Annotated in this window: 11 protein-coding genes and 1 pseudogene; 10 read left to right on the forward strand and 2 right to left on the reverse strand. The window is 39.7% G+C overall.

The features are described from left to right. Positions 1-720: 720 nt before the first annotated feature. From HWQ43_RS29995 to HWQ43_RS30020, 6 genes are all read left to right on the forward strand, one after another. Complete coding sequence (locus tag HWQ43_RS29995; RefSeq protein WP_292740440.1) at positions 721-1,050, forward strand: hypothetical protein; 330 nt, start codon at positions 721-723, stop codon at positions 1,048-1,050. Between the two features lie 65 nt (positions 1,051-1,115). After that, complete coding sequence (locus tag HWQ43_RS30000) at positions 1,116-1,664, forward strand: GIY-YIG nuclease family protein (protein ID WP_292740441.1); 549 nt, start codon at positions 1,116-1,118, stop codon at positions 1,662-1,664. A 48-nt stretch (positions 1,665-1,712) separates the two neighbouring features. Then, positions 1,713-3,173 (forward strand): YARHG domain-containing protein, encoded by a 1,461-nt coding sequence (locus HWQ43_RS30005; protein WP_292740442.1) that lies wholly within the window; start codon positions 1,713-1,715, stop codon positions 3,171-3,173. A 688-nt stretch (positions 3,174-3,861) separates the two neighbouring features. Further along, positions 3,862-4,221 carry a Mo-dependent nitrogenase C-terminal domain-containing protein gene (locus HWQ43_RS30010; protein WP_292740443.1) on the forward strand — a complete coding sequence of 120 codons (360 nt, stop codon included), beginning with the start codon at positions 3,862-3,864 and terminating at the stop codon, positions 4,219-4,221. A gap of 35 nt (positions 4,222-4,256) precedes the next feature. After that, the gene (locus HWQ43_RS30015; RefSeq protein ID WP_292740445.1) at positions 4,257-4,517 is read left to right on the forward strand and encodes a cupin domain-containing protein; all 261 of its coding nucleotides are present in this window, start codon (positions 4,257-4,259) and stop codon (positions 4,515-4,517) included. 377 nt (positions 4,518-4,894) lie between these two features. After that, complete coding sequence (locus HWQ43_RS30020; RefSeq protein WP_292740447.1) at positions 4,895-5,641, forward strand: creatininase family protein; 747 nt, start codon at positions 4,895-4,897, stop codon at positions 5,639-5,641. A gap of 70 nt (positions 5,642-5,711) precedes the next feature. Here the strand turns inward: HWQ43_RS30020 and HWQ43_RS30025 are convergent. After that, positions 5,712-5,849, reverse strand: a pseudogene (locus tag HWQ43_RS30025) (Uma2 family endonuclease); the annotation flags it as partial. A 171-nt stretch (positions 5,850-6,020) separates the two neighbouring features. Here HWQ43_RS30025 and HWQ43_RS30030 point away from each other — a divergent pair. The 4 genes from HWQ43_RS30030 to HWQ43_RS30045 all read left to right on the forward strand — a co-directional run bounded on the left by HWQ43_RS30030 (position 6,021) and on the right by HWQ43_RS30045 (position 10,710). Next, positions 6,021-6,587, forward strand: coding sequence for a hypothetical protein (locus HWQ43_RS30030; protein WP_292740449.1), 567 nt, complete (start codon positions 6,021-6,023; stop codon positions 6,585-6,587). Positions 6,588-6,954: 367 nt separating this feature from the next. Next, the gene (locus HWQ43_RS30035) at positions 6,955-8,196 is read left to right on the forward strand and encodes a DNA cytosine methyltransferase (RefSeq protein ID WP_292740451.1); all 1,242 of its coding nucleotides are present in this window, start codon (positions 6,955-6,957) and stop codon (positions 8,194-8,196) included. After that, complete coding sequence (locus HWQ43_RS30040) at positions 8,169-9,146, forward strand: Bpu10I family restriction endonuclease (RefSeq protein WP_292740453.1); 978 nt, start codon at positions 8,169-8,171, stop codon at positions 9,144-9,146. The genes HWQ43_RS30035 and HWQ43_RS30040 overlap by 28 nt, the downstream gene beginning before the upstream one ends. A gap of 175 nt (positions 9,147-9,321) precedes the next feature. Then, on the forward strand, positions 9,322-10,710 hold the full coding sequence (locus HWQ43_RS30045; protein WP_292740455.1) for an ATP-binding protein: 1,389 nt from the start codon (positions 9,322-9,324) through the stop codon (positions 10,708-10,710). Positions 10,711-10,803: 93 nt separating this feature from the next. Here HWQ43_RS30045 and HWQ43_RS30050 read toward each other — a convergent pair whose 3' ends face one another. Further along, on the reverse strand, positions 10,804-13,272 hold the full coding sequence (locus HWQ43_RS30050; RefSeq protein ID WP_292740456.1) for an ATP-dependent Clp protease ATP-binding subunit: 2,469 nt from the start codon (positions 13,270-13,272) through the stop codon (positions 10,804-10,806). Positions 13,273-13,309: the final 37 nt, after the last annotated feature.

Here is a 13,309-nt window from a genome sequence, read left to right on the forward strand (position 1 = left end):
CAGGTCTCATTTATACAAACAAAAAGCCCCACGCTCCACAGCCTGGGGCTTTTTGTTTATCATGAGAATCGTCAAGTTTTAACTGTGCAGTATTTACTACATACAGGTTGATTGAAAAATTTCTCAGAGGGTGACAAGCTACCTATAAAGTTTGCTGCATAAGGGATAGGGCATAGAAACACGCAGGGTTTTTTGGTAAGATTCAGGAAACATATTTTTCTAGGGGAGCCACAAAAATACTCCCTATTTTTTGTCTTCACCATCCTCTCAAAGTTTTGTCCTGCATAGCTTAGAGTTGCCTTGTCACTCTCTAAGGAAAAATTTAGGTATTATCCCAAAACTCAACTAGATAAGGCTTTTACCTTCTAAAAATAAATTTAGACATAGCAATTGCGTTACCAGAAACTGTCGAAATGACCCTTGTTGACAGATGAAACTTAATTATTTTTCAGATAATTAGACTTGTTGTATCGTACAGCATTAGGGAGAAATTAACTATCACTAAAAATCTGCTAAATCTTCATGATTCTTAACGATGCTAGCTTCTTCGTGTAGCTGACAGAAGTCCCATAATCCAATAGGCTGATCTATAAAGTGGCTATTTTTAACCAGCTTTATCTGTACAAAAAGGTAGGCTTTGTTGTCCAGCATATTTGGATGACTCTGTTGCCTATCCTCTATCATCACTTAGTCGTTAATAACTAGCTATTAATACGAAAAATGCCCCTTAAAATCGTTCAGAACTTTGATGGAAGTTTCACTCTTGAAGCACAAGCTCAAGAAACTCTATTCAATTTATTGACAGGCGTTACTTTCTTGAATCAAATTTGCCAACAGCTGGGGTGTGAGGGACTTAAATTTACAGAATTACTTTTCCAACCAGTTCCTTACAGCTTAACTACCACTAAAGGAATGCCAGCAGAATTTGAAAAATATCATGAATCTGATGAGTATGTAATCATTAATGTGCCACCAAATTTCATGTTCAGTGCTAAGATTTTTAAGCCCAGTCGCCTTTGTGCAATTTTCCAAAAATTGAGTAATGAATAATTTTAAAGATAGTTTTTTTCTAATTCGCAATTTTTAAGGCAAATAGTAAGTTTGATATTTGATCTATGGCTTCTGAAACAAATCTTTCTTCTTTGGCAACTCTGGAATATATTCCCTATATAGACGATCGCGGCCAATTACCTGAACAATTTCAAGGTAAAATCGGGGTCTATGCTATCTTTGACCAAGAAAAGGTACTGCAATTTGTAGGATACTCTCGTGATGTTTATCTCAGCTTGAAGCAGCATTTAGTTCGTCAGCCACAGCAATGCTATTGGGTGAAAGTTCAAACTATTGAACGTCCTAGTCGCACAATTTTAGAAAATACTGAAAATGCTTGGATTGCTGAAAATGGCAGTGTGCCTTGGGGAAATGGGGATCAAAAGGAAAAATGGACTTATCCCATTGATGTCAAAGTTGTAATGACACCTGAAGAACAGGCAAGTTATCAAAATCCAGCTAATGATGAATTAGCACAAATAAAAGTTCTTAAAAACGTGGCACGGAGAGTAGAAGCAGAAATTTCAACGCAATTGTTAGAAGTGCGTGGTTTGCAAATGCAGATTCGCTTCAATCCTAAATTGAAAGAAGAAGGTTTACTAGATTTGAAATGAAGGTAGTTTTGGGGAAAACTATCTTATGAATATCGTTTGTAATCTCCCATGACAATACAGCTGCTGAACGATCGCTATCAAGTTATCCGCACACTGGGCGCTGGTGGGTTTGGTGAAACCTATCTAGCTGAAGACAGCTATATGCCTTCAAAGCGCCCTTGTGTGGTTAAACAGCTAAGACCGATTCACAATAATCCCCAAATTTACCAGTTAGTGCAAGAGAGGTTTCAACGCGAAGCAGCTATTTTAGAAGAACTTGGTGGGGCAAATGACCAAATTCCGGGATTATATGCCTACTTCTCTTCAGGTGGAGAATTTTACTTAGTTCAGGAATGGGTTGAAGGCGATACTTTAACTGAAAAAGTCCAGAAGCAGGGACTATTTAGTGAAGGTGCTGTCCAGGAATTGTTCATGAATTTATTACCTGTCCTGGATTACGTTCACTCTAAACATATCGTTCACCGCGATATTAAGCCAGATAATATTATTGTGCGTCATCGGGATGCTAAACCAGTGCTGATTGATTTTGGTGCTGTGCGGGAGTCAATGGGAACAGTAGTAAATTCTCAAGGTAATCCTACCAGTTCCATTGTGATTGGTACACCTGGCTATATGCCGAGCGAACAAGCCGCAGGTAGACCAGTTTATTCTAGTGATTTATACAGTTTAGGAATGACGGTAATTTATTTGCTGACTGGTAAACAGGCGCAACAACTAGAAACGGATTCCCAGACGGGTGAAATTGTGTGGCGACAGTACGCAAGTCATGTTAGCCCAATTATGGCAGGAGTAATTGATCGGGCGATCGCTTATCATCCACGCGATCGCTATCCCACAGCCAGGGAAATGCTGGACACTTTGCAGAGCATAGCAAATCCAATTGCACCGACGCAACCCCTCTTGACTCAACCAACTGTAGTCTCTGCACCGCCACCTCAGACAGTGCCTGTCAAACCACAGCCTAGCCCTCAAAATAGTAATAGTCAGAATAATATTCTCATGGGGAGTTTGATTGCAGGTGGGTTAATTGGTGCATCTGTGATTATTAGTCAGGTTTTACCAAAATCTTCTCAACCTACAGCAGATAAAACAGTATTACCTTCAGAAACACCGTCAAATGTTACAAGCCCAGTGATAGAAACTCCCACATTGACACCAACTACCCCATCTGTTCCAACTCAATCACCTTCCTCAACTAAATCAATACCGCCAGTTGATCCCACGACTCTCAACAATTATTTCTGGCTTTCTAAAAGACTTGTAACTGATGCAGATTTAGATGGTAAAAGTGGTTTTCAACTCGATATTATGCGAAATTCGATTTTTGCCAGTTATGGTCGCCGTTTTGACAATGTTGAATTGCAAAATTACTTTAATAACCAACCCTGGTATCGTCCTATATATTCACCAAAGACATTTCCACCTAAATTGCTGACAAAATTAGAGCAACAGAATGTAGAATATATCAGCAAATATCAGGTTAATACTGGATTAAGATATTTTAAATAATAAGCTTTTCATAATTGGGGAGTGAGGACTGAGGAGAATAAATAGCCAATGCTTTTCTAGAAGAAGTTGTGCTAATGGCAAAATCTCACAGTGAGCAGCCGGACAAAGCTTATTATAAAACCTGTAGAATTACTCAGCAAAAGTGCCCCTTGCTCTTGTGTAAGTCCCTTATATTAGTTTTGACTTATCAATCGATTTATTGCTACTTATTAGATAATATCTAGGTTGGCTTGTGTAGGATATCAGACAATTATATGTATATTCAATATTCTAAAATCGAAAGATATTAGGGGCTAATCCTAGCGAAATGTATATAGGGTAAGAACAAAACTGTCTTTATCTACCATAAACTACATCTCTAGGTACTAGTCAGTTTCAGAACTAGACATTTATATTTAATATATAAGATTCCTATCTGTAAGATTAGAAATCGATAAGTTAAAGAAATGCCATTTTTATATTTTCTTTGTTATTTTGTATTTAACGGGACAGTTCTTCATGATTTGGTGGGCTTAAATAACAATTAGTTCAACCATTTCCCTTACCAAAGATGCATGTAAATTGTTTGCATTATGCTTACTTTGCTTCTGAGTCTACAAGCACAATGCAAATTGACCAAAAATATTACATGTTAACATTTTCAATCGGTAAATAGTTCATCTACACAAGGAAAACCTTGCCTAAAACTATGCTTAAAACACAGAATCAGCGTATTTTTCTGCCTGCTTTTATTAAACCTTTAGAAGAAAAAAATCAAAAAGGTAGTAAAAAGCAATCTGCTCAACCTAAATTAGATTTACTGCAACCATTACGTCAATGGCTCGATAAAATTGAGATTCAGAATCGAAAATTAGCCAAATTTATTGCTAAACTAATTCCTGCTCAGTGTCCATTCGAGCGTGATATCATGCTTTTTGGTCGCAAAATAGCTCATATTCCGCCAATGTGCAAGCTGAATCCGCTTTATAACGAACTTGTCTACTTGCGTTTTCGCGCTTTGTGTTATCTAGTAGATCAGTGTGGAGAGGATATTCAATCTTACTGCTGAATATAACTAGAGAAAACACAATATGGACATTATAATTGAGCATCAACTTAAGACTTGAACATCTCAAAGAATTAGGTGTCTTTAAATGGGAAATTTGGAAAAAGGAAGTTTCTAAATTCCCTTGGACTTATGATTATCAAGAGACTTGCTACTTTTTGGAAGGTGAAGTAGTTGTTACTCCTGATAGTGGACAGCCAGTGCAAATGGGTAAGGGCGATTTAGTGATTTTTCCTGCTGGTATATCCTGCACATGGGAAATTACAATGAATGTAAAGAAGCATTATTACTTTGATTAGCGAAAAATCAAAATTGATCCCCTTTATTTTGTTGATTATCTAGACAAGCAAAATTTCATAAATCAATTTTGATTTATATTATGGAGAGTTTCACAGCAAGTATTGTAGGATAAAGCGGCAGAATCGGTAAATTGCTTATATCCATCTCTGTCGAAAGTCGTTGCGAGTGCATCCCCTAAACAATATTCGTACAAATAGATAGTATAATTATCTCCAAATTTTGCAGTGGACAAAGATCCTCGATTTCTCAAAAAGAAGTTGGGGATCTTGTGCGATCGCCAGCACAGAAAATTCAGAGAGTTCATAATCATGTTAGTGGGAGTTTAGCAGCAAAAGCTTTGCTCCCACCGCAATTTTATTGAGGAAAGTCATAAACAATGTTACTGCATTTAAGTACTTGGCAAGAAGTCGAAGCTTATTTACAGCAATCAAAGGGTATTATTTTCCCTATTGGTTCCACAGAACAACATGGGCCAACGGGGTTAATTGGTACTGATGCTATTTGTGCAGAAGCGATCGCAGCTGGTGTAGGTGATGCAACTCAAGCGATCGTCGGCCCTACAATCAATGTGGGGATGGCATTGCACCATACTGCTTTTCCTGGCTCAATCAGTCTGCGTCCCAGCACTTTAATTCAAGTAGTGCGAGATTATGTAACTTGTTTAGCCAAAGCTGGTTTTAGCAAGTTCTACTTTATTAACGGACATGGCGGTAATATCGCTACCCTCAAAGCTGCTTTTTCAGAAACTTACGCGCATTTAGAAGATTTGCAGATTCCTAATGCTCAATATGTGCAATGTCAAGTGGCAAACTGGTTTATGTGCGGTTCTGTATATAAGCTAGCTAAAGAATTATATGGGGATCAAGAAGGTTCTCATGCAACGCCAAGTGAAGTTGCACTCACACAGTATGTTTATCCAGAGGCAATTAAGCAAGCACCTCTTTCACCAGAAGTTGCAAGCGGACATCGGATTTATAGCGCTGCTGACTTTCGAGGGCGTTATCCAGATGGACGTATGGGATCAAATCCGGCTTTAGCAACGCCTGAACATGGTAAGCAATTTTATGATTTGGCAGTGAAAGAACTTAGCAATGGATATTTGGAATTTGTGAACGCAGAATAAAACTCATGAAAAGACATTGTAGAGATGCGGGTAAAATCGTGTCTCTGCATAAAATATCTTGAGAATGGTTATAAGCGTGAGGTTCTCCTTCCGCGAAGATTTCAACAATTTCTCCTTTGAGTAGTTCTACTTTGCGATCGCTCAAAATGCCAGCGTCAATCATCCGGTGATATTCGTCAATCTTCCACTTAGCAACTATCACACTCATGACGATTGATCCCTCCCAATGATTATTTATATTTTCCCATTTTAAAGACACTTCAGGTCTGATTCTGAATCAGTCAATTAAAGCTAAAGACATGCCAGAAAGCATGTGATAAAACTGATACACAGGCTGAAATGAGAGCTTAGTAACTATAAAATAGTCGAGTATGCAATTATGTTAAGAGAAATTTCGTTAGTGTTGGCGCAGATCGCCGTAGGCATCGCTACTTTTGTTATTCCCTTGACTAGTTACACCCATAGTCAAGTAAACGCTACCACCACTAACTATCAAATTTCTCAGAATACCAATAATCAATCAACAGGAATAACTCTTGAACGTCTAGGAATAGGTGGAGTGAAACTTTCTATGTCCGAGGCACAAGTCAGGAAAATTTTAGGTAAACCCGTAAAAGCAGAAAATGGCTTTATACCTGCTATTGGAAAAGTTCGTACTCTGAAATATGCAGGCATCACAGTTGATTTAGATGAAGGTGCTAAACCAAGTAACTTTACTGTTTATCAAATCAAAGCAACTAGCTCTAAATATTCCACCATAGATGGACTAAAAGTAGGTGACAGACAATCAAAAGTGATTAGAACCTATGGAAAAACTGAAATATCTCAAGATGGTAAAGTTACCAATTTAAATTACATAGTTGAAGAACCCAGCCCTGGAGGTTTAAATTTTTCTTTTGAAAAAGGTAAAATAACAGAAATTTTCTGTTTTTATCTGATGAATTAAGCTTAACCTGTTCTCCTTTGGGTGAGATTTCGACAATTTATCCTTTGAGTACTTCAACTTTGCGATCGCTCAAAATGCTAGTGTCAATCATACGGTGATATTTGCCAATAGTCCACTCAGTAACTATCACAATCATTACGAGTGATTCCTCCTAATGATTTTTTATATTCTCCCATTTTAAAGACACTTTAGATATGATTCAGAATCAGCCAATTGATTGAAGATACTGCCCTTAAAAATACTAAAAATTACTTATATCCAGATACCTTGACCAGAATAACTGTGTAGCAGGTTGACAAAGCGGTATAAGGGTATCATTCTAGAGTGTTTAGAAGGTAAACCAGATGAGTAACCACATTAAGAGTCTATGCTAACAGCACAACCTATCACTATTGATTTGTTTGCTGGGGCTGGCGGCTTTGGTCTAGGTTTCGAGATGCCAGGTTTCTCTGTTCCTTTATCCGTTGAGATTGATGCCTGGGCTTGTGATACATTGCGCCATAACCGCCCTAATATGACAGTTATTCAACAGGATATCCGTGATTTAAACACTGCAAGTAGCGTTAAAGATATCTGTCATTTCAAGCCGGATATTGTTATTGGTGGGCCTCCATGTCAAGGTTTTAGTATTGCCGGGCCAGCACAAAAAGATCCTAAAGACCCTAGAAATAGTCTATTCATTAACTTTGCTGAGTGGATATGTTTTCTCCAACCTAAAGCTTTTGTAATGGAGAATGTTAAAGGTTTACTTTCGCGCAAAAATATTGAAGGTAGAAAGGTAACAGATATCATTAAAGAAACTTTTGAAAATCTCGGATATTTTGTAGAAGTATGGTTATTAAATGCTGCTGAATATGGTGTGCCACAAATTAGGGAGCGTATTTTTATTGTTGGAAATAAAAGAGGAAAAGAATTAGGTACTCCTCCAAAAACACACTCCTTAGATTTATTGCATATAAATAGCTCCCAATTATCAATATTTGCCTGCATGGGTTTACTTCCTGCCATAAGCTTGTGGGATGCTATATCAGATTTACCACCACTGAATGCACATGAAGGTGAAGAGGAACAACCTTATATTTCAGAACCTCTCAATAAGTATCAAAGCTGGATCAGAAATGGCAGTCAAACACTTTACAATCATGTTGCAATGGATCATTCTCAGAGACTTGTAGAACGTTTTAAACATATTAAATGGGGTGAATCGAGTTCAGATGCACCAAAAGAACATGGGGCTAGACGCCGTAGTGGAAATGGTGAGTTATCTGAGATAAGTTATGACCAGAATAACCGACGTTTAAATCCATATAAACCATCACATACAATAGCCGCTTCGTTTTACGCTAATTTTCTTCATCCTTTCCAGCATCGTAATTTGACAGCCCGTGAAGGGGCACGTATCCAATCTTTTCCTGACACTTATCGTTTTCTAGGAAAGAAGACTGTTGTATCTCACAACTTATTACATCGAGAAGAGAGATTCGACGAGAAGTTTCTTTGCCAGTACAATCAGGTAGGTAATGCTGTACCACCTATTCTTGCTAAAGCGATCGCACTTCATCTTCAAGAGAAATTAGAGCTATGCCCAAAAGCGATAGGAACCCTTTAGTTCACGGCTCTAATCTTGAACAAAAGGAGAATCACCGCACAAAATACAGAGATGTTGACAGTAAAAAATATCTCAGTGAGATTAGAACTGAGTATGATAAGTGGCGTTCAGGTAATCTCGAATTAGTTGGGCCGACATCAACACCTACTGCTCAAGATGACGCAATTATTGTTACTAGGGTAGAACTTCTATCAAAATATAAGGATTTTTTAGACCAGCAGCACTATGCTGAGAAGTTTGATTCTCAGTCAAACCTTCACTCTAGCGTGCTGGAGGAATTTCTCTATTATCTGTTTAAAGATTTAGTAAGAGACTTTGGAGAAAATGCTCTTATCGGCAAATCACATACATTCAAAGATATTTTCTTTGTGCCGCCAAAATACTCTGAGATGCTGAAGCGACCGTATGCACGTATTAAAAAGAAAGATCATGACTTTGTAATTGGAGCCACTATTCAAGTCTCATTTGAAGCAGCAACCCCACCGGAGAAAGATGAAAATCCTGGTGAAATACTCTCACTTCTTAAAGAGGAACCGGAAAACTACTCTGAAGTTACAGTTACAGGAAACACCGAAACGCACATTTTCGATATTCCAGTTGTTGCAATTGAATGTAAGACATATCTTGATAAAACTATGCTCGAAGGTTCATCACGAGCAGCAGAGGACTTAAAGGCAAGGAATCCAAACAGTTTATATGTTGTACTTATGGAGTGGATTAAGTTGATCAGTGATGTCAATCTTCGCAAGTACAAGGTTGACCAGATTTACGTACTACGTCAGCAGAAAAACACTGACCGAGAATTTAGGTATGAAGAAAAATATGTTAAAAATTCAATTAATCCAGTTGTCGTTCAACATCTATTTCATAAAGTGCGGAAGCATCTGAAAATGGACTGGACTGGCGGAATTGAAAACGGCATAGAGCGTGGGTGGCTAATTAACGAGTAGCTACTGACTTTAGTACACCCAAATCTTTGTTACCAAGGTTAGTAGCTTTGAAAACATACTTTACCATATCAGGAACTACTATATACCCATAATCAAGTAGTTTAATTCAACATAGCAACTGTTGAGTTGTAGTATAATTATTACTTTATACTAAAGCCTTAACAAAAAAATTATTATGTCAATTCAAGTTGAGAAGATTAATCGTGAACAGGTTAGTCAAATTCTATTATCTGAGGAAAGCCACTTTTTAGACTTGAAATCAATAGATATAAAACCAGCCAAACTAACTCGCTCTATATCTGCATTTGCAAATGCTAGTGGTGGTGAAGTTTATATTGGAATTGATGAAACTGAAATTGATGGGAAAAATCAACGTACTTGGCGTGGTTTTGCTGATCAAGAAGATGCAAATGCTCATTTGCAAGTTTTTCAAGAACTCTTTCCACTAGGTCAGTACTATAGCTATACTTTCTTGTCCTGTAATGATTGTATTGGGTTAGTTCTTCAAGTAGACATTAATAAAAGTCGAGAAATCGTTAAAGCTTTAGACAAGCCTATTCCATATTTGCGACTTGGAGCACAAAATCTACCACAAGATACAGAGGAAAAACTTGCACGGCTCAGGCTTGACAAGGGTATAGATTCTTTCGAGACATCTACAGTCAAGGCTGATATGGAAGTTATTACAAACTCTCTTCCTATTCTTAGTTTTATGCTTCGCGTTATACCGTCAGCAGAGCCAGAACAGTGGTTAAAAAAACAACAGTTGATTATTAATGGAAAGCCAACTGTTGCTGGTGTTCTTCTTTTCTCTGAGGAACCACAAGCTTTACTACCGAAAAGATGCGGAGTTAAAGTCTATAGATACAAGACTGCTGATGAAGAAGGTCGGAGGGAGAATTTGGCTTTTGATCCGATAACCATTGAAGGCTGCTTGTATGATCAAATTATTGAGGCAGTAAAGAAGACAAAGAATATAGTTGAAGAAATCCCAAAATTGGAAGCAGGAAGGTTACAACATATCGAATATCCTGATGAGGTTTTACATGAAATTATTACTAATGCAGTGCTTCATAGGGACTATAGCATTTTAAAAGACGTGCAAATTCGCATCTTTGATAATCGTGTAGAAGTTGAAAGTCCCGGTAGATTACCCGGACATATCACAATAGATAACATTTTGAAAGAACAGTTTGCAAGGAATGGTGTAATAGTACGTCTTATTAACAGATTTCCTGAAGCACCCAATAAAGACGTAGGTGAGGGTTTAAACACAGCTTTTGATGCGATGACTCGTTTAAGACTTAAGGTTCCTGTTATTCTTGAACAAGAAAACTCAGTAATTGTCTATATTCGACATGAACCCCTTGCTTCCATTGAATCAACAATTATGGAATACTTAAATCATCATGAAAATATAACTAACAAAATTGCACGACAAATCGCCAGTGTAGATTCTGAAAGTACTATCAAAGCGGCTTTTAATAGACTTAGAGAGCAGGGTCTGATTGAACTAGTACCAGGAACTAAAACTGTTACTTCGGCTTGGCGTAAAGTTCGATAAACAAATTATCAAATAACACAAAAAACGGTAGAGTAATAAATACTCTACCGTTTTCTAATTTTTATTTGAGATTTAAATCCCAAACCCTAAATCTTACTCAACACCTTGGGGTAACAATTCCCGGCGCTGTTGAGAACTAACTTGGACAATGCCATTTTCATCCACATCAACAAGGGCTGTATCGCCATCTTTGATACGACCAGACAGAATTTCTTCTGCTAGGCTATCTTCTAACAGGCGCATAATTGCCCGACGTAATGGCCTTGCGCCGTAGCTGGGACTGTAACCTTCAGTGATCAATCGATCCTTGAAGCGGTCTGTGACTTCTAAGGTGATACCCTTTTCCGTCAGACGACCAAATACTTCCTTGAGCATAATTTCGGCGATTTGGGTCACTTCCGGCTTGTTCAACTGACGGAAGACGATAATTTCATCCAGTCGGTTGAGGAACTCTGGACGGAAGTACTGCTTCAATTCTTCGTTCACCAAAGAGCGAATCCGGTTGTAAGTTGACTCGCTGGCATCTTCGGAGAATTCAAAGCCGATACCGCTACCGCCTTTTTCAATTACCTTAGAACCAATATTGGAAGTTAAAATCAGCAAGGTGTTCTTGAAGTCTACTGTGCGACCTTTGGCATCAGTTAACCGACCGTCTTCCAAAATTTGCAGCAGCATGTTGAAGACATCGGGGTGGGCTTTTTCGATTTCGTCGAACAACACCACGGTGTAAGGACGCCGCCGCACGGCTTCGGTCAGCTGACCACCTTCGTTATAACCAACATAACCTGGAGGGGAACCAATCAGCTTGCTGACGGTGTGACGCTCCATGTATTCGGACATATCTAAGCGGATCATCGCTTCTTCGGAACCGAAGAAGTAAGCAGCTAAGGATTTGGCCAACTCGGTTTTACCTACACCAGTAGGCCCAGAGAAGACAAAGCTAGCTATGGGTCGGTTGGGATTCTTCAAACCGACACGAGCGCGACGAATTGCGCGTGAAACTGCCTTCACAGCTTCGTCTTGACCAATTAAACGCTGATGCAAGGTGTCTTCCATGTGCAGCAGCTTTTCAGATTCAGATTCGGTGAGTTTGTTCACCGGTACCCCAGTCCAAGAAGCGACAATGTGGGCAATGTCTTCTTCTGTAACTACAGGTTCTTCACCTTCTGTGCCAGTTGCATTGGTCTTGCTTTGAGCGATCGCTCGGATTTCAGCTTTGATTTCCATTTCGCGATCGCGCAGTTCTCCAGCTTTATCAAAGTCTTGAGAGCGCACCGCGTCATCTTTTTCTTTTAATATCTGACGCAGTTCTTTATCTAACTCTTTGGCTGCGGGTGGCAGTTGAGAGTTAATCAAGCGCACCCTAGAACCAGCTTCATCAACTAAGTCGATGGCTTTATCTGGAAGGTAGCGATCGCTAATGTAACGGTCTGATAACTTCGCCGCTGCTACCAATGCTTCGTCGGAGATTTTCAGTTTATGGTGTTGCTCGTAGCGTTCGCGCAGACCATACAAAATTTCAATTGTTTCATCAACTGTAGGTTCGCCAACCATCACTGGTTGGAAACGCCGCTCTAGTGCTGCATCTCGCTCGATGTGCTTCCGGTATTCGTCTAGGGTTGTAGCTCCGATGCACTGCAACTCACCTCTGGCCAAAGCTGGCTTGAGGATATTTGCTGCGTCAATTGCACCTTCGGCTGCACCCGCACCAATTAAGGTATGTACCTCATCAATCACGAGAATGACATTACCCGCAGAGCGGATTTCATCCATGATTTTTTTCAAGCGTTCTTCAAATTCACCCCGGTACTTGGTTCCTGCTACGAGCAAACCAATATCCAACGTGACGACGCGTTTATCTTCCAGGATGTCAGGGACATCTTTGGTGGCAATGCGTGAAGCTAAACCTTCAGCGATCGCTGTTTTACCAACCCCTGGTTCCCCAATCAGCACTGGGTTATTTTTAGTTCGGCGACCCAATATCTGAATCACCCGCTCAATTTCCTTGGCGCGTCCCACCACTGGATCGAGCTTATTGTCAATCGCCATCTGGGTTAGGTTTGAGCCAAATTCATCCAGAGTCGGGGTTTTTGTGCGCCCGGATGAACCGCCTGGTGAAACTTCGGCAGTTTCTCCCAACATCCGAATGACTTGGGTTCTTACCTTAGATAGATCCACACCGAGGTTTTCTAGCACCCTGGCTGCGACACCTTCCCCTTCGCGGATTAGGCCCAACAGCAGATGCTCGGTACCAATGTAGTTATGCCCCAGTTGGCGTGCTTCTTCCAAGGAGAGTTCTAGAACTCGCTTTGCCCGTGGCGTAAACGGAATTTCCACGGCAACAAAGCCTGATCCCCGTCCTATAATTTTTTCAACTTCAATTCGGGCATCTTTGAGATTGACGCCCATTGATTTCAGCACCTTGGCAGCCACACCAGTGCCTTCGCCAATCAGACCCAGGAGGATCTGCTCGGTTCCAACAAAGTTGTGACCTAAACGGCGGGCCTCTTCTTGGGCCAGCATGATTACCTTAATGGCTTTTTCTGTGAAGCGTTCAAACATGGCATTTTTCCCATCACCTGCGGTCGTGCCGGTATGC

This window comes from Nostoc sp. JL31, from assembly GCF_017114965.1.
In the GTDB taxonomy this organism is placed as follows: Bacteria; Cyanobacteriota; Cyanobacteriia; order Cyanobacteriales; family Nostocaceae; genus Nostoc; species Nostoc punctiforme_A.

Excerpts from the sequence above, each read along its gene's own strand:
- HWQ43_RS30035 (WP_292740451.1), top strand. The coding sequence starts at position 6,955 with ATGCTAACAGCACAACCTATCACTATTGATTTGTTTGCTGGGGCTGGC.
- HWQ43_RS30005 (WP_292740442.1), top strand. The coding sequence starts at position 1,713 with ATGACAATACAGCTGCTGAACGATCGCTATCAAGTTATCCGCACACTG.
- HWQ43_RS30000 (WP_292740441.1), top strand. The coding sequence starts at position 1,116 with ATGGCTTCTGAAACAAATCTTTCTTCTTTGGCAACTCTGGAATATATT.
- HWQ43_RS30045 (WP_292740455.1), top strand. The coding sequence starts at position 9,322 with ATGTCAATTCAAGTTGAGAAGATTAATCGTGAACAGGTTAGTCAAATT.
- HWQ43_RS30030 (WP_292740449.1), top strand. The coding sequence starts at position 6,021 with ATGTTAAGAGAAATTTCGTTAGTGTTGGCGCAGATCGCCGTAGGCATC.
- HWQ43_RS30010 (WP_292740443.1), top strand. The coding sequence starts at position 3,862 with ATGCTTAAAACACAGAATCAGCGTATTTTTCTGCCTGCTTTTATTAAA.
- HWQ43_RS30040 (WP_292740453.1), top strand. The coding sequence starts at position 8,169 with ATGCCCAAAAGCGATAGGAACCCTTTAGTTCACGGCTCTAATCTTGAA.
- HWQ43_RS30050 (WP_292740456.1), bottom strand. The coding sequence starts at position 13,272 with ATGTTTGAACGCTTCACAGAAAAAGCCATTAAGGTAATCATGCTGGCC.
- HWQ43_RS30020 (WP_292740447.1), top strand. The coding sequence starts at position 4,895 with ATGTTACTGCATTTAAGTACTTGGCAAGAAGTCGAAGCTTATTTACAG.
- HWQ43_RS29995 (WP_292740440.1), top strand. The coding sequence starts at position 721 with ATGCCCCTTAAAATCGTTCAGAACTTTGATGGAAGTTTCACTCTTGAA.